16 protein-coding genes are annotated in these 20,847 nt (G+C 46.8%); 4 read left to right on the top strand and 12 right to left on the bottom strand.

What is annotated here, in order from left to right; genetic code table 11:
• Window positions 1-13 precede the first annotated feature (13 nt).
• The 6 genes from QUB26_RS09600 to QUB26_RS09575 form a co-directional block, all read right to left on the bottom strand.
• On the bottom strand, window positions 14-301 hold the full coding sequence (locus tag QUB26_RS09600; protein ID WP_333237784.1) for a hypothetical protein: 288 nt from the start codon (window positions 299-301) through the stop codon (window positions 14-16).
• A gap of 291 nt (window positions 302-592) precedes the next feature.
• Window positions 593-1,216 carry a heme-copper oxidase subunit III gene (locus QUB26_RS09595; protein WP_333317697.1) on the bottom strand — a complete coding sequence of 208 codons (624 nt, stop codon included), beginning with the start codon at window positions 1,214-1,216 and terminating at the stop codon, window positions 593-595.
• A 143-nt stretch (window positions 1,217-1,359) separates the two neighbouring features.
• Window positions 1,360-3,165, bottom strand: coding sequence for a cytochrome c oxidase subunit I (gene ctaD, locus QUB26_RS09590; protein WP_333317695.1), 1,806 nt, complete (start codon window positions 3,163-3,165; stop codon window positions 1,360-1,362).
• A gap of 78 nt (window positions 3,166-3,243) precedes the next feature.
• Window positions 3,244-4,245, bottom strand: coding sequence for a cytochrome c oxidase subunit II (locus QUB26_RS09585; protein ID WP_333317693.1), 1,002 nt, complete (start codon window positions 4,243-4,245; stop codon window positions 3,244-3,246).
• Between the two features lie 221 nt (window positions 4,246-4,466).
• Window positions 4,467-5,225 carry a class I SAM-dependent methyltransferase gene (locus tag QUB26_RS09580; protein ID WP_333201326.1) on the bottom strand — a complete coding sequence of 253 codons (759 nt, stop codon included), beginning with the start codon at window positions 5,223-5,225 and terminating at the stop codon, window positions 4,467-4,469.
• Between the two features lie 104 nt (window positions 5,226-5,329).
• On the bottom strand, window positions 5,330-6,343 hold the full coding sequence (locus QUB26_RS09575) for an LD-carboxypeptidase (protein ID WP_333201328.1): 1,014 nt from the start codon (window positions 6,341-6,343) through the stop codon (window positions 5,330-5,332).
• A 194-nt stretch (window positions 6,344-6,537) separates the two neighbouring features.
• Here QUB26_RS09575 and QUB26_RS09570 point away from each other — a divergent pair, with 194 nt between their 5' ends.
• Both QUB26_RS09570 and QUB26_RS09565 read left to right on the top strand, forming a co-directional pair.
• Complete coding sequence (locus QUB26_RS09570) at window positions 6,538-7,971, top strand: carotenoid oxygenase family protein (protein WP_333237765.1); 1,434 nt, start codon at window positions 6,538-6,540, stop codon at window positions 7,969-7,971.
• 716 nt (window positions 7,972-8,687) lie between these two features.
• Entirely contained in the window at window positions 8,688-9,509 is an 822-nt protein-coding gene (locus QUB26_RS09565; protein ID WP_333237762.1) for an SDR family NAD(P)-dependent oxidoreductase, read from the top strand.
• A gap of 1,022 nt (window positions 9,510-10,531) precedes the next feature.
• On the opposite strand, the gene QUB26_RS09560 is transcribed toward QUB26_RS09565, so the two are convergent.
• On the bottom strand, window positions 10,532-13,471 hold the full coding sequence (locus QUB26_RS09560; RefSeq protein WP_445299598.1) for a CHAT domain-containing protein: 2,940 nt from the start codon (window positions 13,469-13,471) through the stop codon (window positions 10,532-10,534).
• 151 nt (window positions 13,472-13,622) lie between these two features.
• Between QUB26_RS09560 and QUB26_RS09555 the strand changes: the two genes are divergently transcribed.
• Window positions 13,623-13,886 (top strand): hypothetical protein, encoded by a 264-nt coding sequence (locus tag QUB26_RS09555; RefSeq protein WP_333062003.1) that lies wholly within the window; start codon window positions 13,623-13,625, stop codon window positions 13,884-13,886.
• A gap of 278 nt (window positions 13,887-14,164) precedes the next feature.
• On the opposite strand, the gene tsaB is transcribed toward QUB26_RS09555, so the two are convergent.
• From tsaB to QUB26_RS09540, 3 genes are all read right to left on the bottom strand, one after another.
• Entirely contained in the window at window positions 14,165-14,968 is an 804-nt protein-coding gene (tsaB, locus tag QUB26_RS09550; protein WP_333237757.1) for a tRNA (adenosine(37)-N6)-threonylcarbamoyltransferase complex dimerization subunit type 1 TsaB, read from the bottom strand.
• A 2-nt stretch (window positions 14,969-14,970) separates the two neighbouring features.
• The gene (locus tag QUB26_RS09545; RefSeq protein WP_333317690.1) at window positions 14,971-16,683 is read right to left on the bottom strand and encodes a serine/threonine-protein kinase; all 1,713 of its coding nucleotides are present in this window, start codon (window positions 16,681-16,683) and stop codon (window positions 14,971-14,973) included.
• Between the two features lie 232 nt (window positions 16,684-16,915).
• Window positions 16,916-17,164: a Ycf34 family protein gene (locus QUB26_RS09540; protein ID WP_006632635.1), complete on the bottom strand. Its 249-nt coding sequence runs from the start codon at window positions 17,162-17,164 to the stop codon at window positions 16,916-16,918.
• Window positions 17,165-17,272: 108 nt separating this feature from the next.
• Between QUB26_RS09540 and QUB26_RS09535 the strand changes: the two genes are divergently transcribed.
• Window positions 17,273-18,523 carry a CCA tRNA nucleotidyltransferase gene (locus tag QUB26_RS09535; protein ID WP_333317688.1) on the top strand — a complete coding sequence of 417 codons (1,251 nt, stop codon included), beginning with the start codon at window positions 17,273-17,275 and terminating at the stop codon, window positions 18,521-18,523.
• A gap of 127 nt (window positions 18,524-18,650) precedes the next feature.
• On the opposite strand, the gene QUB26_RS09530 is transcribed toward QUB26_RS09535, so the two are convergent.
• Both QUB26_RS09530 and QUB26_RS09525 read right to left on the bottom strand, forming a co-directional pair.
• Entirely contained in the window at window positions 18,651-18,998 is a 348-nt protein-coding gene (locus tag QUB26_RS09530) for a DUF952 domain-containing protein (RefSeq protein ID WP_333237752.1), read from the bottom strand.
• A 19-nt stretch (window positions 18,999-19,017) separates the two neighbouring features.
• Complete coding sequence (locus tag QUB26_RS09525) at window positions 19,018-20,610, bottom strand: CocE/NonD family hydrolase (RefSeq protein ID WP_333237750.1); 1,593 nt, start codon at window positions 20,608-20,610, stop codon at window positions 19,018-19,020.
• Window positions 20,611-20,847 lie beyond the last annotated feature (237 nt).

The raw sequence follows: 20,847 nt of genomic DNA, 5'->3' as shown, positions 1-20,847 counted from the left end.
CTAATTTCTGACCCTACGATCGAGCTTTTTTGCCGCGTACTTGAATACGTTTGTCGGTTTTTTGTTTCTTAATCCAAGAGACAAATTTCTGGAGTTCAGGCTCATTTTTGAGCTTTTCCAGGGTATTGAGCTCTTGGGCGAGGTGTTTGTTGTCAAATAGAGAGTGAATCTGACGGTGACAGGCTGAGCAAATGTCGATTGTCGGGCTTGGATCTTCGTTTTTGCGCTTGGTGTTTTGTTTGGGGGTGAGGTGATGGGCGGTTAATGCTTCCATTTGTCGATCGCACAATTCGCACTGCATAATTTTCTCAATGCTGCTGGATAGGAGAATTGCTACTTTTAGTTTAGCGCGATCGGCTTTGAGGAGGTGAATGATATCATGTGCGATCGATTAACCATAATATCCCGGTCGGGGCGGGTTTTTGAGATTGTCAATTATTGGCAGGTATTGTTGGCGAACCCTCCCCTACGAAAATCGCGGTCGCTCGACCGGACTTGATATGAAAGTCGATCGCACTTTCCAAACAATAAAAAAACCCCCACTTGGGGGTCATACAAATCTCTTGTGGCAGAGGCCCAAAAGCCTCTGGGATCACAAAATATACAGTAACAGAAACAAAACAATCCAAATCACATCCACAAAGTGCCAGTAAATTTCAGTCGCTTCGATGCCGAAGTGGTGCTCGCTAGAATAGTGACCTTGGGTGCGCGATCGCCACACCACCCCCGCCATCAGCAGCACTCCAAACGTAACGTGCAAGCCGTGAAAAGCAGTCAAAACGTAAAAGCAACTGGCATACAAATTCGTCGTCAAGCCAAACTCTAAATGAGTGTATTCGTAAACCTGACCTGCCAAGAAAACTGCGCCCATAGCAATAGTTACGAGCAACCAATTCCGCATTCCGGCGGCATCATTCTTTTTGATTGCAGTATCAGCATTGTGAATCACGAAACTGCTAGCAATCAAAATCACCGTATTAATTCCCGGCAGCAATAACTCTCGTCCAGGCGTACCTTCAGGAGGCCACACGGGGGCCATCGCCCGATAAATCAAATACGCGGCAAACATACCGAAAAATATCATGCCTTCAGCGCACAGGAACACAATTACACCTAACATTCGGTGGTCGGGATGCTCGACGCCGTGTGCTTCTACTTCGCCCTCGTGGTGGTAATTTAGGGCTGTTTTTGTCGGATCGATCGCTGGAATTTGCATAAGAAATTGGTAATGAAGAAGTCAGTTGTCAGTTGTCAGTTGTCAGTTGTCAGTTGGCATTAGTCATCAGTCATTAGTTAACAGTCAACCGTCAACCGTCAACCGTCAACAATTCCCAATGACTAATGCCTGATGACTAATAACTATTCGCCATCTTGACTTTCATCAGCAGGAGAATCAACATCTCTCTCTGATTCAGGAGCTACCAAAGTTGCAGTACCGCCAAAGAAAGTTGAAGCTTGAGCCTCCGCAATAGGAATACCTGTTTTCTGGGCGTTGCGGGTGGCATTTTCCCTCAGCTTGAGCCTGAGACGTTCCCCTGTATTCTGAATTTTTTCCATGCCGTAATCGTAAGGCCCAGTTGCCAATACCGGCACTCCTTCAAAATTTTCGATGGGGGGCGGCGAAGTCGTCATCCATTCCAAACTCAAAGCTTGCCAAGGATTGTCACCTGCTTTCGGGCCGTACCTCCAACTCCAAATCACATTAATGATAAACGGGATTGTAGACACTGCCAGCATATAAGCACCGACAGTACAAATGACATTAATTGTGGTAAATTTCGGGTCGTACATTGCCACGCGCCGAGGCATTCCTTGCATACCCAAAGCGTGCATCGGCAGGAAAGTTACAGTAAAGCCCACATAGGTTAAAACAAAGTGAACTCTACCCCAAAATTCATTAATCATCCGCCCCGTCATTTTGGGGAACCAGTGGTAAAAAGCAGCGTAAATTCCAAACACTGAGCCGCCAAACAGCACGTAGTGTAGGTGAGCGACGACAAAATAAGTGTCGTGAACGTGAATGTCGAAAGGTACGGAAGCTACCATGATCCCGGTGATGCCGCCCAGCACAAATGTTGAGATAAAACCCATCCCAAATAGCATCGCGCTGACAAGCCGGAGTTTGCCTCCCCAAATAGTTGCCAACCAGCTAAATATTTTAATCCCTGTTGGTACGGCGATGATCATAGTTGTGATCATAAAAAACATCCGCAGCCAGCCGGGAGTGCCGCTGGTAAACATATGGTGCGCCCACACGATCAAGCCTAAAAAGCTGATTGCGAGACTCGAATAGGCGATCGCCAAATAACCAAAAATTGGCTTGCGGGAATGCACCGGCAAAACTTCTGAAATCACCCCAAAAAAGGGCATAATCATAATGTAAACTGCCGGGTGCGAATAAAACCAGAATAAATGCTGGTAGACGATGGGATCGCCGTTGCCTGTCGGGTTAAAAAAGGCCGTCCCTGCTAACAAGTCAAACGACAGCAAAATCAAAGCTGCGGCTAAGACTGGAGTAGCAATCAAAGTGAGCGCTGAAGTCGCAATCATCGCCCAGCAAAACAAAGGCATATCATTGAGACCCATGCTGGGAACGCGCATGGTAAAGATGGTAATGGCAAAATTTACCGCCCCCAAAATCGAAGAAGTTCCCAGAATCAAAACGCTGAGAATCCAAATTTCTTCTCCGGCTTGAGCCGTAACTAAGCTCAAAGGCGGATAGGATGTCCAACCCGCCTGTGGAGCACCTACCAAAAAACTGCTCAACAGCAACACGCCGCCTACGGGAATCATCCAAAAGGCAACGGCATTTAGCCTGGGAAATGCCATGTCTTTTGCCCCGATCATTAAGGGGATCAAAAAGTTAGCAAATCCGGCTCCTGCGGGTACGATCCACAGGAAGATCATCACCGTGGCGTGAACAGTAAATAAACTGTTGTAGAGTTCGGGGGTGACAAAATCGGCGTCGGGGGTGGCGAGTTCTGTTCGCACCAAGGTTGCCATCACGCCGCCGATTAGATAGAAAATAAATGTTGTTACCAGGTATTGAATACCGATGACTTTGTGGTCGGTATTAAAAGTGAAGTAGTCGCGCCAATGTCTATCGGCGGGCGCTGTTCCGCGAGCCTCAGTGTTTGCACTTTCTTGGAACTGTGCTTGTGTCATAGTTATTAGTCATTAGTTATTAGTCATTAGTTATTAGCTCAGGATAAAATACCCAGTGGCCAGAACTAATGACTATTTTTAGTGATGAGTTGGGTGAAGTTGTTCTAGGGTTTCGGAGTTAATTTTTATTTCCCTGACGTAGGGAGCCAAAAATTCTCCGTCTGACAATTCCCCTGGATTGACTGCAACTGCTTGCTCTAAGTTTTGACTGCTAGCAACTTGCTGTTCTTGCAGCCAACCGTCGAATTCTTCGGGCGTGTGAACGACTGCTACAGCTTTCATCGCTCCGTGATAAGCGCCGCACAATTCAGCACAAACAACCCGGTATTCGCCGGTTTTAGTTGGTGTAAATCTCAGTTCGCTCGGCCGGCCGGGAATTGCATCTTGTTTGAGGCGAAATTCCGGCAGCCAAAATGCGTGCAGCACGTCTTGAGCTGAGATATTTAGCTGTACGTCGCGGTTTGCTGGCATATGCAGTTCGCCGGAACTAACGCCGCTTTCTGGATAGCTAAAAATCCAGGCGTACTGCAAACCTGTGACATTTACAACTAAGTCTGCTGGTTTGTCTTCATTTTCTGGGGAAGCGCCGACGCCTAAAGCAACAAGTTTTCTAGACGGAATTTGAGGGGCGTTTTGGGGTGTATCTGAGAGTGTGGCTGCGATCGCACTTCCCCGCATTTTAGAGTGCGCTTGCATCGTGCCGTGGTCATGATTGCCCATCGGATCGAGGCCTCCCATTGAGTTGTAAATCTCAAAACTGTAGACTCCGATTCCTAAAATAATCACCGCTGGCACGGCTGTCCAAAGAATTTCTAAGGGAAAGTTGTCATGCCAAGGCGGCCCGTCTGTGTTGTCTCCTTGACGGCGGCGATATTTAATTGCAGCAACGATGAGAATTCCTTGCACCATGATAAATAGTCCAGTGGAAATGGTCATCATTGTATTGAAAAGTGCGTCTATGTCGGATGCTTCGTCAGAGGCGGCGATCGGCATCAAACCGTGATTCTGCCCGTACCAGAGACTGATCAGAGTCACTCCGATGCCGGCGAGCATGGTGAGGATGGAACTTGGAATGTTCACGCTGGTACTTCTTAATAGCGACACTTCTTCGCTTGAAAAATGAAGGAAGCGCCTCTGGGTTATCAATTTTTAATTGTAAATGGTATTTTTAGTAAAATGTCTCTCTTAATGGTTACTTAAGGCTTAGAATTTTTGACCGATCGCCTGCGCGCATCAAAAATACGTCTTTTGTACCTTGACAAAACTCAGTAAAAATGGTAGACAATCGCTCTATTTGGCTGCTAAATTTGAGATTTTTTCTCAAACACCATCAAATGCTGCTGGGGCAACATATCTTTTGTCTCTTTCCATACTAAACCGACGGCGGCCATTTCTTTTTTTACCTGCTTCTGCGTCATTTTGTGCAAACCTTTAATGGGAATCAGCGGGTTTTCGCCCCGATACTCGATCGATACCGTGCGGCCTCCCGGTTTAAGTGCTTTCACAATTCCTTGCATCATTTCTCTGGGATATGCAAATTCGTGATAAGCATCGACCATCACAACTAAATCCACGCTGTTTTCCGGTAAATTCGGATTGTCGATACTTCCCAAAACTGGCTCAACGTTAGCAATATTTTTTTCTTGTTTATTCAATTTAATAAAATTAATCATTTCCGGCTGCACGTCAACTGCCAAAACCTTTCCTTCTGGAACTAAGGGAGCGAGGCGAAAGCTAAAATATCCCGTTCCCGCTCCAATGTCTGCTACAATATCGGTTGGTTTTAAATCGAGATTGTTCACTAACCGAGCTGATTTTTCTTCCATGCCGCGGGACGGTCTTTCCAGCCAACTAGCGCCTTGGTATCCCATGACTTGAGCAATTTCTCGACCCATGTAAAATTTGCCGATTCCGTCGGGATTGTGGACTGTTCGCTGCTGGTAAATTGGGTCGCTGTTAGCGGTTTTACTTGCTGCTGCACAGGCATTGAGTGGCAACAGGCAAAGAATTGTCAAGATTATTGCTGTTAAGGGTTTAATTAATTGTTCAGCTTTTTTCACGATATTTCTGATTTTGTGTTTAAATTTATTTCTCGTTCCCTGGCTCTGCCTGGGAACGCAGATCCAGAGGCTCTGCCTCGGTAATATCCAGAAGAGTTCAAGATTTAATGGACAGCGGATTCTAACAATTTAATTGTACCAGAGTCAGCGTCGATTTCGACTTCTTGGCCGATCGGCAAAGTGAACTGCTCCCGAATGTGTCCCACCATTGAACCATACCACGCAGGAATATTCAAAGGGCGAATGTGGTCGGACAAGACTTGAGGCAAGGTTAGGGACTCTTGGGGTTTTTCAGCTTCGCACTTGGTACACTGTCCGAAAATAAAACCTGATATTTTATCAAGAATGCCCGCTAATTTAAGCTGCGTCAACATTCTATCGATGCGATAAACCTCTTCGCCCACTTCCTCAACAAACAAAATACTATTTTCCCACTGCGGTAAATATGCAGAACCCACCATTGCTGCTATTACTGATAAATTTCCGCCGATGAGTTTTCCCCTAGCTGTGCCGCGCCCGATTGTTTGAACTTGCACGCTTGGGGAGTTTTGCATGGTTATAGAGCCGCCCTCAAACAAAAGTTTTTTGACGTATTTTACTGTCAATGGACTCCAAGTTGACACACCTAAAGGGCCGTGAAAAGTAACTATATTAGTTTTAGCATAAATCGCCAATAATAGCGCCGTAATATCGCTGAATCCCATAATGATTTTGGGATTGTTGCGGATAATATTGTAATCCAGGAGTGGCAATATCCGACCGCAGCCCCAGCCCCCCATTCCGGTAAAAATAGCTCGCACTGAGTCATCGGCAAAGGCTGCGTTGACATCGGCGGCGCGATCGGCATCCTTGCCGGCTAAATAGCCGTAGCGGTCGTAAAAATGCTCTCCCAATTTAACTTTTAAACCCAGGTTATCCAGAACTTTAAAAAATGGCTGCACTTCTTTTTCGTAGTTGAAAGCCGCAGGATTGATTAAAGCTACAGTATCGCCGACTTGCAGGCGGCGCGGCTCGATCGCACTTTTGGGAGATAGGTTGGTTTGGGCGCTTGGCAAAAGCTGAGTACCAATAGCAGTCAGCCCAAAAGTTGTGAGCAGAGCGCGGCGGCGGAGAGTCATAGGTGTTATACCCTTGTTCGATTAAGTGAGGTACAGGTTGAGATTTTAGATTTTAGATTTTAGATTTTAGATTGGGGGATTGAGCAATTGTTAATTCATTGATGAATGGCTCACGCGAGAACTGTTATAGATGGTTTTTGCTATAATTGTATAGCAAAATATCTGTCAGATCAGTTTAAAATTGCGAGTTTCAAATGAAAACAGACACTAAAATCTCAGCTAAAAAATCTTGGGCTAAATCTTTAGCCAGTCCGGCGGCAGAGTTTCCGCTGACTCAGCTATCGGTTAAAACTGGTAAAATTCCCGACGGATTGCGCGGCACTCTCTACCGCAACGGGCCCGGACGTTTGGAACGCGGCGGTGTTGCTGCGGGACACTGGTTTGATGGCGACGGTGCAATTTTGGCAGTACATTTTACCGATGTCGGTGCTACGGCTGTTTATCGCTACGTGCAAACAGCGGGATATCTAGCTGAAGAAAAAGCAGATAAATTTCTCTACAGTAATTATGGCATGACAGCACCGGGCCCTGTGTGGTTGCGGTGGACTAAAACTGTTAAAAATGCTGCCAATACTTCTGTTTTAGCTTTGCCCGATCGCCTTTTGGCATTGTGGGAAGGTGGCCCGCCTCACCGCCTCGATTTGCAAACCCTGGAAACTCAGGGAACGGACGATTTAGGCAGTTTAGATAGTAAATTTGTTTATTCTGCTCACTGCAAGCGCGACCCGATTACTGGCAATATTTTCAACTTTGGAGTTACCAACGGTGCGACTACAAAGTTGAATCTGTATAAAAGCGATTTTACTGGCCAAGTCGTGCAACAATCAACAGTTGCTTTAGATGGAATTTACGCGCTCCACGATTTTGTTTTGGCGGGTAAATATCTGATATTTTTTATCCCGCCGGTGCAAGTCAATTTTTTGCCATTGTTAACGGGAATTAGCAGTTATAGCGAGTCCTTTCAGTGGAAACCGGAGTTAGGTACTCAGATATTAGTTTTTGACTCTGAAACTCTCTCTTTAGTTAGTCGCGGCGAAACCGAACCTTGGTTTCAGTGGCATTTTGCTAACGGTTTTGTCAAGGAAGATGGTTCGGTGGCTGTAGATTTTGTGCGCTTCGCTGACTTTCAAACTAATCAGCGGCTGAAAGAAGTACCGACTGGTGAAACTAGCACCGATGCGGAGGGTACTCTTTGCCGAGTGCATCTCAATCCTCTGACGGCGAAAGTGACAGGAATAGAAGAATTGTTGGATAAACCGTGTGAGTTTCCCGTTGTACCTGCGGACGAAGTAGGTCAAGACTCGCGGTATATTTATCTGGCAATGTATCGGCCTGACGTTGATATTGTAGCGGAACGTTTCGGTGCGATCGCCCGTTTGGACACGCAAAGCCGCAATCTCACAATTGCCGACTGTGGCGAAAATCGCTATCCCGCAGAGCCCATCTACGTTCCAGATATTTCCTCGGAGAAAGGTTGGATAGTAACAGTTGTTTACGACGGCAATTCTGATAGCAGCGAAGTCTGGATATTTGACAGCGACGGACTTTCCCGTGAACCTGTTTGCAAGCTAGAATTGCCTGGTGTCATACCTTTAGGCTTTCACGGCACTTGGAAATCGGCACTCTGAGAAAATTGTAAAGAAGTGTTGCGGAAGATTTATTAAAAATTGTTGCCGCTTCTCTGTCAAGTTGTTAAGGTGTGTGTAGATAGGAAATTCTCATATCTAGGAGGTGTGGAATTGATAATCTGCATTGCTCAATTATCCTGTGCCAATTCGCACGAATCCCCGGCGATTGTAAGTCGCGGTTGCACAGGATATCGTCTGCCTCTGCGGACTAAAAAAAGAGGGTAATAAAGCCCTGGCGGATAACCAATCCCCGGCGTATATTCCCGGCGAATGAATTCGCGGCTACACAGGCAAAGTCCGCCTTCGCGGACTGAAGAAAACCAATCCCTGGCGAATAAATTCGCGGCTACACAGGCAAAGTCCACCTCCGCGAACTGAAAAAAAAGCGGTAATAAAGCCCGCTTGGTCATGATTTCCGACTAGGTTTGCCCATCTCAAATTTGTCTGCTTGCATGAGGTTACATGACCAGATATTTGACTGATTCCTGGCAAACCAAAAGTTTAGTTCAACTCACGCGCACGTTAGCGATTCAACAGTTTTGGGTTTTGAGTTAACCCCACGAAAAAATTAGGCTTATCGAAACAAGATAGCCTTTTCAACAATTATGAATTATGAGTTGTTACCGCCAAAACATTCAACTCATAACTAATAATTCACAACTCACAACTCATAACTCCGTGCCGCGGTGAGCATCTACCAAAAGGTTTAATCTATTATGCAACTTCAAGGAAAAACAGCTCTTGTTACAGGAGCTTCGCGCGGAATTGGGCGATCGATCGCCCTGGAATTAGCGAGACAAGGAGTCAAACGTTTGTTGATTGTGGCGCGCAACCGCAAGCAATTAATTGAACTGGCAGAGGAAATCGATGTTTTGGGCACAGAAGTAGTGCCGTTAGCTTTGGATTTAACTCAGTCAGTAGCGGTGAATATTGCGATCGCCCAAGCTTGGCGAGATTGCGGCCCGATTCACCTGCTAGTCAACTGTGCAGGCGTCGCCCACCAAGCATCATTCTTACGTTCCCCGCTGCCATTAATCGAGGAAGAAATCGCCTTAAATTTGCTCGGAACCTACACAATTACCCGCTTGATTGCGAGGCGAATGGCGACTCAAAAAGAGGGAACCATCGTCAATGTTTCGAGCTTAATGGGCAAAATTGCCGCTCCCACAATGGCGACTTATTCTGCTACCAAATTTGCCATTTTGGGATTCACCCAAGCTTTGCGTAGCGAGTTAACTCAGTACAATGTTCGAGTCACAGCTTTGCTGCCATCTCTAACAGATACCGACATGGTGCGAGACTTGGAACAATTCCGGTGGGTAGTGCCCACAACTCCCGAAAAAGTTGCCCTAGCACTTGTCGCGGGATTGCAGAAAGATGCGCCGGAAATCTTGGTAGGATGGCAAAGTCATCTAGCAGTTTGGTGTCACCGAATTGCGCCTTGGTTGCTGGATTTTGTGTTGCGGATGGCAACTCCAGAACTTCGGGATAAATCGCGGGGCCGCAAATTGCGGGAGGCTTTAGCTAGCGGGCGATAAACCCTTTTCTGGGCGGGCAAGATGCCCAACCCCACGAGAAAACTCTTTCTTTTGTGGAACGGGCATCTTGCCCGTTCCGGGCTCTTCGGCCCATTGGTGTCAACTTAAGCTGTCAGCCCGCCCAGCCGGTAGTCCGCCCGCCCACCCGGTAGTCCGCCAGGGAATGAATTCCCTGTCTCATAGCGAAAGTCCTCTGAAGAGGACTGAGAAGAAGAATTTTTGACGTTGTTGATTCACGCCGCCCACCCGTTAGTCCGCCAATCCGCCAGGGGTTGAAATCCCTGTCTCATAGCGAAAGTCCTCTGAAGAGGACTGGGAAGAAGAATTTTTGACGTTGCTGATTCACGCCGCCCACCCGTTAGTCCGCCAATCCGCCAGGGGTTGAAATCCCTGTCTCATAGCGAAAGTCCTCTGAAGAGGACTGGGAAGAAGAATTTTTGACGTTGCTGATTCACGCCGCCCACCCGGTAGTCCGCCAATCCGCCAGGGGTTGAAACCCCTGTCTCATAGTGAAAGTCCTCTGAAGAGGACTGGGAAGAAGAATTTTTGACGTTGCTGATTCGCGGTAGGAATCAACTTTTTGCTTGATGTTACAAAACTGACCATACTGGTTTTATAGCAATTGGGAAATCTGAATTCCTACCTGTATTTAGCAACGCCCAGCAACGCCGAATTTTTAAACTCATTAGTCCTCTTCAGAGGACTTTAGCTATTAGACAGGGAATTCATTCCCTGTCGGATTGTCGGACTGTCGGATTGTCGGACTGTCGGATTGTCGGACTGTCGGACTGTCGGATTGTCGGACTATCGGACTGTCGGACTATCGGACTATCGGACTATCGGATTGTCGGACTGTCGGATTGTCGGACTGTCGGACTGTCGGAATGTCGGAATGTCGGATTGTCGGACTGTCGGATTGTCGGACTATCGGACTACCGATTTAACGTGTTTGTTGACACCAATGGGCATTGCCGTTTCCCTACAAGGGCTATGTAGTTACTTACCAGCACAAGTGCTGTATATCATTTCCACTCGCCTTGCAAGGTAAAAGCAGCCCAATAATAGGGAGATTTCCACTCTTCCTCCTGCATCATTTCCATCTGCGCCGCCCTCAAAGCTGCCGCCGGCGCTAACTTTTGTTGCACCATTTTTTGATAAAACTTTTGCATTAACACAGAAGTTCCTTCATCATCCACATTCCACAAACTCACCGCCACCCGCTGAGCACCCGCATACATAAAACCCCTTGTCAATCCCACCATTCCTTCGCCTTTAACATTCTGCCCCATGCCCGATTGACAAGCACTTAAAACCACTAAATTTGCCGCCAGTTTCAAGTTGAAAATATCCGTGAGGCGCAAAAAACCATTGACAAGATTGCCCTTGTCATCTACCATCGACATCACAATTCCTGACAGTTCGGGATTTTGGCTGTTGGCAAGGCCGTGGGTGGCAAAGTGAACGATTTGATAATTAGCTAAACTGCCGTCGGTAGCAGTAGTGCGGCTGGCATCAAAATCAATCTTTTGAGTGCTAGAAGCTGAGGGAAATAAGCTGGATATCGTTTGGGCTTCTTGGCGGGTAAATGGGAGGCGTTCGGGTGGCCATTGCCGATTAGAAGCACGAAGCGAGCGATTTAAACCGAGGTTATTTGCTTCTAATTTTTCAGTCGTTGCTTGGGTGATTTTTCCTTTAATTCTTTCATCATTTGGACTGAAAACAGGATCGGCTAAAATAGCTAAAGTTCGGCTTGGTGGTTTTCTATCTCCGTAATTTTGCCTGAGAATGGCGAGAGTTGAGGCAGAAGGCAGAGTGATAATTTCATGTTCGACAATTAAGGGAAGATTGGTATTTTGTCCGGCGGTTTGGGAAATAGTTAAAGCTTGAAAAGGGGTATAATGCAGCACGCCGTCGGGAACAATTAATAAGCGTTTATTGCCTAATTGGGCTGCTGCGGGTTGTAAAATTACTTGACCGAGATTGGCACTTGCTTGGGCAACTTGTTGGGGAATATCTCTCTGGATTGGGCTAGTTATTGTCTCTAGGAAGTCCTTAGCTGCTGTTTCAATGTCTGCGCGTTTTGGTAATTCATAGCTGGTTACTCCTGTTGATGTCACAACCCACAAATAACTGCGGTTTGTGCCGAGGGAATATTGCAATAAAATAGTGTTTTCATCGAGAATCTGTTTCTGAATTTCTGGCAGTGTTAAAGGTTGGGGTTGGGTAAGGGCTGCGTAGCGGGGGCTGGCGGTACGAATCTGGGCTTGAATTTGTTGATATTGTTCCAAAAGTGCGAGGCGCTGAGAGTCGATTTCAGCTATTTTAGTTTGATTGGGATTGGGGGTGCTGATTGTTTCGATGCGCTGTTTTTCAATGGCATCGAGTTGCTGTTGCAGGCTCTTTTCTTGTTGCAGTAAATCGGGGTCAATGCCTTCGCGAATGTTGGCGTTACTTTCTTGGAGGAGTTCGAGGAGACTGCGGGCGCGAGAACGTTCACTGGCTTCTAAGGCTTTTGTATCGTAACCGGATTTAGGATTAGTTTTATGCAGTTGCATTAACAAATCGATGTAGAGTTCGTAGTAGTTTTGTACTGTGGCAAAGTATGAGCTGCGGAGTTCTGGGCTGGCAATTTTGGTGCGGAGGTTTTCGATGATTTTGAGAGAGGATTCAATGTCGTTGAGGGCTTCGGTAAGATGGTTTTGGTCGCGTTTGAAAGAAGCTATGTTGTAAAGGGTGAGAGCTTCCCCGCTGCGATCGCCTACTGCCCGTCTCAGGGGAAGCGACTGGCTGTAATACTCTAGCGCTTTCTGTTTTTCTCCCAATTCATTGTAGACAGCGCCGATGTTGTTGAGGATGCTAGCTTCCCCACTGCGATCGTCGGTTGCCCGACTCAGGGGAAGCGACTGACTGTAATACTCTAGCGCTTTCTGTTTTTCTCCCAATTCATTGTAGACACCGCCGATGTTGTTGAGGGTGGCAGCTTCCCCACTGCGATCGCCGGTTGCCCGTCTCAGGGGAAGCGACTGGCTGTAATACTCTAGCGCCTTTTGTTGTTCTCCCAATTTATTGTAGACAGCGCCGATGTTGCTGAGGGTAACAGCTTCCCCGCTGCGATCGCCTACTGCCCGTCTCAGGGGAAGCGACTGGCTGTAATACTCTAGCGCTTTCTGTTTTTCTCCCAATTCATTGTAGACACCGCCGATGTTGTTGAGGGTGAGAGCTTCCCCACTGCGATCGCCTACTGCCCGAAATAGGGGAAGCGACTGGCTGTAATACTCTAGCGCTTTTTGTTTTTCTCCCCAATCGGAGTAGACTCTGCCAATGTTGTTGAGGGTGCTAGCTTCAAGAGCGCGCTCGCCAGTTGCCCGACTCAGGGGAAGCGACTGGCTGTAATATTCTAGCGCTTTCTGTTTTTCTCCCAATTGTGAGTAGACTAAGCCGATGTTGTTGAGGGTGATAGCTTCCCCGGAGCGATGGCCTACTGCCCGAACCAGGGGAAGGGACTGGCTGTAATACTCTAGCGCTTTCTGTTTTTCTCCCAATTCTGAGTAGCCTAAGCCGATGTTGTTGAGGGTGGCAGCTTCCCCACTGCGATCGCCTACTGCCCGACTCAGGGGAAGCGACTGGGTGTAATACTCTAGCGCTTTCTGTTTTTCTCCCAAATCTGAGTAGACCTTGCCAAGACCAAGGAGGCTAAGTGCTTGCCCTCTATTGTCGCCCGCTTCTCGATACAGTTTTAATGCTTCTTCAAATTTGACGATCGCGCTTTTTTTCGCTTCTAATGTTCCTTGCCGGTACAGTCGCAGTCCTTCTTTTAATGCTGTTTCAGCAGCGTCGTTACTGCCAATTTGTGCTGTTTGTAAGGCTTTACCAACGGGAACGGCTGCTGCCACTGGCTGACTTAACTGAAGCGAAAGTGCGATCGACATACCAGCCAAAAACCATTGAGTGCGATCGAGCATAGCCACCCCTTTTGTATTTTTGTCAATATTAATCACTAGCCCGCTTAGTGTAAAGACAGGAACAAGTAAGGGCGATCGGCATTTTTGCTAGAGTGAACAAGTAGGTGCGATTCTCTGCCGGATAGCTACGCTTGACGAACTTTTTCCCAGCATGAACAACATCCCAACTACCCCCGATCCCGTAACCAGCCACTGGGATTGCCCCGAATGCGGCGGCACCGGTACCCTCAGCCCAGAAATTTGCCCTGTTTGTCTCGGAGCAAAATACATCGATCTCGCGACAATAACGAACTGGATGCTCGATTTTATGGAATCTCGCGGCTGCGATCGAGCTGAGATCGATCGATTGCGAACCGAAAGCCCAGACCCGCTAACATTAACTTTTTGCCTCGAAGTTTGTATAGCCCTTAAATAAACAACGATATCAAGTCTGCTTAATTGCTTATAAATCATTTACGGGCATCGGGCATCGGGCATTGTCGGAAAAAAAACGCACTCTACAAGTTGATTTAACTTATATCTTGCACCCTTCTCAATTAGCCTTTTAGGAACAGGCAAGATGCCTGTTCCACAAGAAAATCTACTCTTTGTGGAACAGGCATCTTGCCTGTTCTTGACAATGGTGCAAGATGTGAGTTTAACAGAAACGAAATAATGCCCAATTCCCTATTCCCAATGCCCTATTCCCAATATTCAGTGTCCCTTAACCGGATGTTGCCCGTAAAAAGGCAAAGCATCCGACCAATCAGGACGACTGCCCATTTGCCACTCCAAATAAGCCAATTCCAACACACTAGAAACCGACCATCCCAACTCGCTACCAACTTCAATTAACTGATAAGAATTCCCCCAATTATCCAACTTTTCCTGCCAGGATTCAGGAGTCATCACCGTATCAGGAAACAACTCAGTTAAACCAGAATCCTTGTTAACTGAATAAACAGCGCCAAACAATTGTCCCCGCTGTGCAGGCATTTGCACCGCCATATCCTCTCTCAAAAGCCCCCCCTTAGCAAGGGGGGGTTGGGGGGGTTCCGTATCCAAAAGCCCCCCCTTAGCAAGGGGGGGTTGGGGGGGTTCCGTATCCAAAAGCCCCCCCTTAGCAATGAGGGGTTCTGCACTCAAAAGCCCCCCCTTAGCAAGGGGGGGTTGGGGGGGTTCCGCCCAAGCGACAGCCGCCAGAGTTGAAACCGCAAAAACCGGAATATCCAACTGTTGAGCCAAAGTCCGCGCCGTCACCATACCCATCCGAGTCCCCGTGAAGCCTCCGGGCCCCTTCGCCACTGCAATAAAAGCCAAATCCGCCCAAGTTTGCGGCCCAATAAACTCGACTAAATACTGATGCAAATGAGTCGCTAAATCCCGATCCAAATTCCAAGTTTTGCAGCGAGAATCCCCGGCAAAATTGCTGATGGCTAAACCGAGTTCCCGACTAGCTGTGTGCAGGGCTAAGCCGTATTTTTTAACTGATGTTCCGTCTTGGGGATTGCTATTCACGATTACTGATAATTTTCCTTAACAAAAAACAGAGGCAAAGCCACAACTAAGCAACCCAAAAGAATGCCAAATATTCCCGTATTTAAAATCCTAGAATTACCCATTCCTCCAGTCATCAAAAACAGCACTACTAAACTTGCAAATAAATTTTTATTGGCAAATTCTTTGTTTTGGGAAACTTGATGCTTCACCGTCATAAAACCCGACGTAACTATTAGCGCAAACCAAGAATTAAAAATGACTATTTGAGAGCCAAAGATAAACCAAACTAACGCAAACATTAGCGCATCTATCCAAAAATCCTGAGTTTTCAACTTCGGCAGCCAAAATTCTTGGGTAGTAACAGAGGCGATTTTCTTGAGTAATTGATTGTGTTGCAGCCGCAACAGTTTGTTTCTCAATTGAATCTTGGGATCGATTTGCAATATTTGCTTCCACTCCGGGCGGCGAGAATTGTTGACTCTTCCCAACAGCTTCACGGCTGCGACTTTATTTAACTGCAAATCGGTGAGTCTGGTGGCAATTATTTGAGATAAGTGCGGATAGTAAACGGGGTTGTCTTCGGTTCTGTTGATGACGATAGTGAGCTGTTGCTTGGCTTGACTGACTTGGATTGTAACATTGTAGGGGGCGAGATCCTCTTGCAAAGCTTGCTGAATTTCGGCTTGCTGTTGGCGAGTGAAAAGCGACACACCGGGCGCAGGTGTAAGCACCCGTTCTGCGGGCGTTTCCGGCGCGTCTAGCACCGGCGGTGCGTCTAAATACACCGGTTTGGGGTTCAAGTGCCGGATGACTGCTGATGCTGAACTGTAGCGCCGATTGGTGGCACTTTGAAGCATTGTGTCGAGGATGCGGCCGAAATCATCGCTAACAGCAGTCTTCAAATAATTTCGCCAAGCCCAAGAATCCTCTGTGCTGTCGAACAAGTCGAAGGGAGGAATTTCAGTCAGCAAGTGAATGCAGGTAACGCCCAAACTGTAGATATCGCTGGCAAAAACTGCTTTTCCCATCAATTGTTCTGGGGCTGTATAAGCAGCACTGCCGATGATTGTACCTGTTTGCGGCAATCCGGTTGCTGTTACTTTCTTAGCTGCACCAAAGTCTACTAAAACAATATCTTTTTGGAAAGGAGAGGGTTGATAGGAATTTTCTAAGGCGGGTAAAGGGGCTGGAGTTAGCCGGCGGCGAATGATATTTTCGGGTTTGATATCGCGGTGAATAACTTTGGATTTGTGGACGAAGTGGAGCACTGGTAATAAATCGTTGAGGATTTGCCGAATTTGAGTTTCGGTGAATGCTCCTTTTTGTTCTAATTCTCTGGCTAGGTTTTTGCCGTCTATAAATTCTTGTACTAAATACTGTCTCCCGTCTTGTTCAAAATGCGCGATTAATTCGGGAATCTGGGGATGTTTTCCCAAGGTTTCTAGCTGGGCTGCTTCTTGGTGAAATAGTTGAGCGGCTTTTTCGGCTGAGGTATTTTGCTGCAAAAATTGCTTGATTACGCACTGCGAAAAAATCAGGGGTTTGGTTTCATCAACTGCTAGAAATGTTCGGCCAAAGCCTCCTTGCCCGATCGGCTTTACGGTTCGGTAGCGAGATGCTGATGGTGTTTCTGCGTCAAGAGTTAACAACAATTTTGAGCCGCAACTTTGGCACAATTCTGCATCCCCTGGGTTGTGCGGATTCTGACAAGTTGGGTTTAAGCAATAGCACATTGGATTTTAGATTTTAGATTTTAGATTTTAGATTTTTAATTGGGAAGGGGGAATGGGGAATTGGGCATCGGGCATCGGGCATCGGGCATTGGGAATTGGTTATTGGTTATTGGTTATTGGTTGTTATCGCCAACCACTCACAAAAAACCTATAAAAAACAACAAATAGCAACCAACAACCAACAAATAACTAATGACTAATGACTACTGACTACTGACTAATGACTTCTTCCTTAAGTCGGGACGAGTTCGCCTGGCCGCAATTTTGCCCATTTGCCGGTCTCTTGCTTGAAACTCTGACACCCAACTACATCCCATTCCATTTCAATTTCGTCTTGGCGGGGACGGATGTTGACGTTGATGGTGGGTTCTACGGGGTCGAAATCGGGTGTTTCGGTGAGGTGAAGCTGTTCGTGCTGTTCTTCTACGGCGTGGTAGGTGAAGCAGCGGTCTACATAGTGGCAGTTAATACAAATACACATTCTTGATATCCTCTGTGCATTTCAAAAAGATTGGTGAAATTTGAGCTTTCTGTTAATCTAGCGTAGCAAGAGTTTAATTGTTTGTAAGGAAAGTAGATTTTTGTTGCGATGCCGATTAATTTGCCCTCTTCATTATCTCCTGATACTTGGCCGTTTGATTTGGAACTGCTGACACCGCCTGCTTATCTGGTAGGGGGTGCGGTGCGGGATGCGTTGCTGGGCCGCCGATCGCACTATTTTGATTTGGATTTCGTTATGCTAACACGGGCCGTGAAAACTGCTCGAAAAATTGCCGATCGCACGAAAGGTGGATTTGTCTTGTTGGATGCGGAACGCCAAATTGCGCGGGTGGTGTTTGCGGGCGGTACGGTGGATTTGGCGCAAGCGGAAGGGGGGAGTCTGGAGGGGGATTTGCTGCGCCGAGATTTTCGGATAAATGCGATCGCCTACAATCCTTTTACAGGAGAAATCATCGATCCTTTGGACGGTCAAACTGATTTGCGCTTGGGTTTGCTGCGGATGGTTTCGCGGTCAAATTTGGAGGACGATCCGCTGAGGTTATTAAGAGCTTACCGCCAAGCGGCGCAGTTGGGTTTTGCGATCGAACCTGAAACTCAATCGGCGATTCGGGAATTAGCGCCGTTGTTGAGTCGGGTAGCGGTGGAACGGGTGCGGACGGAATTGGGTTATTTGTTGAGTAATCCTGACGGTGTTCCTTGGATTTGTCGCGGTTGCGAAGACGGTTTGTTTTCGATTTGGTTTGAAAGTGCGATCGACCGTTTCGATATTTTGACAAAAATTGACGCATCTGCTGACAAATTAGCGGCAATTTACCCGGAATTAGGGAAGGAATTCGGGCATCAGATTCGAGATACAATTAAAACGCCTTTGTTGGCTGTCGCGAAGCTGGCTATTTTGGCAGATTCCGACCCGACAATTGCTGAAACGCAGTTGCTGCGGTTGAAGTACAGCAATGCGGAGATTAAAAGTGCGATCGGGCTTTTGAAATACTTGCCACAATTGCAAGCAAAACCTATCGCGGAAATGTCTTTGCGAGAACAGTATTTTCTGTTTCGGGATGTGGGAATAGCATTTCCAGTTTTAGCAGTTTTGGCCGTGGCGGCAGGAGTTGCGGTTGAGGATATTTCACTGTTAATTAATCGCTATCTGGATGCTGATGATATTATTGCTCATCCGACACAATTAATTAGCGGCAATGATTTAATGGAATATTTGAAATTGCCCAGAAGTCCGCGCATCGGTCAATTGTTGATGGAGATTCAATTAGCGCGGGTTGAGGGGAGAATTGCGACTCGCGAAGATGCGCTGAAATTGGCGGCAGAGTTGGTTAATCAGTAAGTTTAAATTGATATATTGCAGAAATTAGAACGGGCAAGATGCCCGTTCCACAAAATTTAACTTTCCCGTGGGGTGGGCTTCTAGCCCGCCCTAAAAAGTTAGTTTACAATGCTAAAAAATCAGAATCTTAAACAACATTTTTTAATTCTTCCGGCAATTCAAACTTGCCATCGGCACCCGGTTCAAACTCAACAACTTTCAACACAGCATCAACATTCAGCGGCCCGTAAATGTGCGCGTAATTCTCACCCGCAGCCAATTCATACTTAAGTTCAGCTTGCACTTTGTCCGAGTCAATCCAAAGCAGCAGCAATCCTGTTTGTCCCACAAAAAATTTATTAGCAGATCTAAGAACTTGTGTCAGAGTCGAACAGTGGATAAATCCTTCTGTATCTAGCGTATCGCCGCGATAGGATTGAACTTGTTTTGCTTGTTCCCACTGTTGGCTGCGGGTGATGTGAAAAATAACGCTCATAGTTAGATAGGTTTTAGGTTTAATTGACAATTGGCAGCCAAATTTGAGACGGACAATTCCCGCCACAAGTTACTGTCAGCGTGATAATTTTAGCATCGATCGCCCGCGCTTCACCGCCCGGCGCGCCCGTTCCCGGATTCACGTCGTAAGCGGGGAAACAAGCCGCACTCAAACTCAGACGCAACGCATTACCTTTGGCAATTTGCATACAAGTTGCTTGCAGCACAATTCTCACAGGTGTTTCATCTGAATTTACCCGGACATAACCTTGAGTAAAATTGTAGACGCTGCCGCTATCTTTGACCTCAGAAAGTATCGCACACATATCAAAACTCGGCGCACCGGCGGTACAAAATACTTCGACAATTATATCTCCAGCTAAGTGCAAATCTGCTGTTAGCGGTGCCGAAGTGTATGTTAACACATCGGTGCGGCAGTCAATAGTCGATCGCTCGATCGCACCGGCAGGAAATGCAGCGTGACCTCCCAAGGATGGCACCGGCCGCCAAGGGTCATGTACGAATATATCATCAGTGCCAACATCCGCGCAACTCTCTGTTAAAATACCCGCATCTTCTCTCATCGCGGCAAGTCCATTACTTGCTAAAAAATAAGATTTATGATTATTATTAGGCCATTTATTAAATTTTTGCCAATCATTCCTCCCCATCTCAAATAGCGAAATCGGCCGCTCGTCTAATATTCCTGTATCAACTCCTTTGAGGAAGCGATCGAACCAGCGAATTTGCAACTCATCCACAGGATTTGAAGCTGCCAAACCATAATCCAACGCTCCCACTTTTCGCCCCCAAGGTAAATGCGCCCAAGGGCCAATTATCAAATGCTGCGGATAGGAACTCCGGGTCACCATTTCCTTATAAAGATGGATTGTTCCCCGCAAATAAGTATCAAACCAACCACCAATGTGCAGCATCGGTAAGTCTAAATCTTTGATGTTTGGCGATAACTTTTCCCAATACTCGCTCGGTCGATAATTATGCAACCAATCGTGATAATATGAGTCGGGTGCGAGATTTTTAATAATCTCAGGACGCGCCGGCACGGTATCGTATAGCGGGAGATTTCTCGAAGCTGCATACAAGGCTTGATAGGCAGAAATATCAGCTTTTAAGCGAGCGGTTTCTGCGGCTAGCTGAATTGCCCAGCCGAGATTTGATTGCAGACAAAACGCGCCGCCTTCATAGGCCCAATCTGCGTATAAATTGCAGCCTACCATTGCCGGACAAATTGTGATTAATGCGCTCGGTTTAGCAGCCGCCGCGTAGAGTTGAGTCATGCCTTGGTAGGAAAAACCATACATTCCGACTTTGCCGTTACTTCCAAGCAAATTAGCTGCCCAATTGACGCTATCAAAACCGTCTTGTGTTTCGCTAACAAATAGGTTAAATTCGCCTTCGGAAGTGCCACGTCCCCGCACGTCTTGGATGACAACGATGTAGCCGTGTTTCGCGTACCATGCGGGATGGGAATATACTACTGTAGAGGCGAGATCCCTTCCGTAAGGTTGCCGCATTAATAATACTGGAAATTCGCCCTCCGCATCGGGGCGGTAGATGTCAGCATCTAAACGAACCCCATCTTTAGTTAGCATTGACGCTGTTTCTTTCTGACAAAGTTTCAGCATAAATCCTACAAAACATCAAATAAAAAAGTTCTGATAAAGGACTGAGATCCTTACTACAAACCTGATAATTGTTCGTAGGGACACGGCACTGCCCATTGGTGTCCAATTAACGTACAACCCATATTCCGGCAGGGGTTTCAACCCCTGCCTCAAAGCTAAAGTCCTCTAAAGAGGACTAAGAAAAACACTTTTCAACTCATTAGT

Source organism: Microcoleus sp. B4-C1, assembly GCF_036705285.1.
Classification (GTDB): domain Bacteria; phylum Cyanobacteriota; class Cyanobacteriia; order Cyanobacteriales; family Microcoleaceae; genus Microcoleus.
This window is presented reverse-complemented; position numbering and strand designations above follow the sequence as displayed.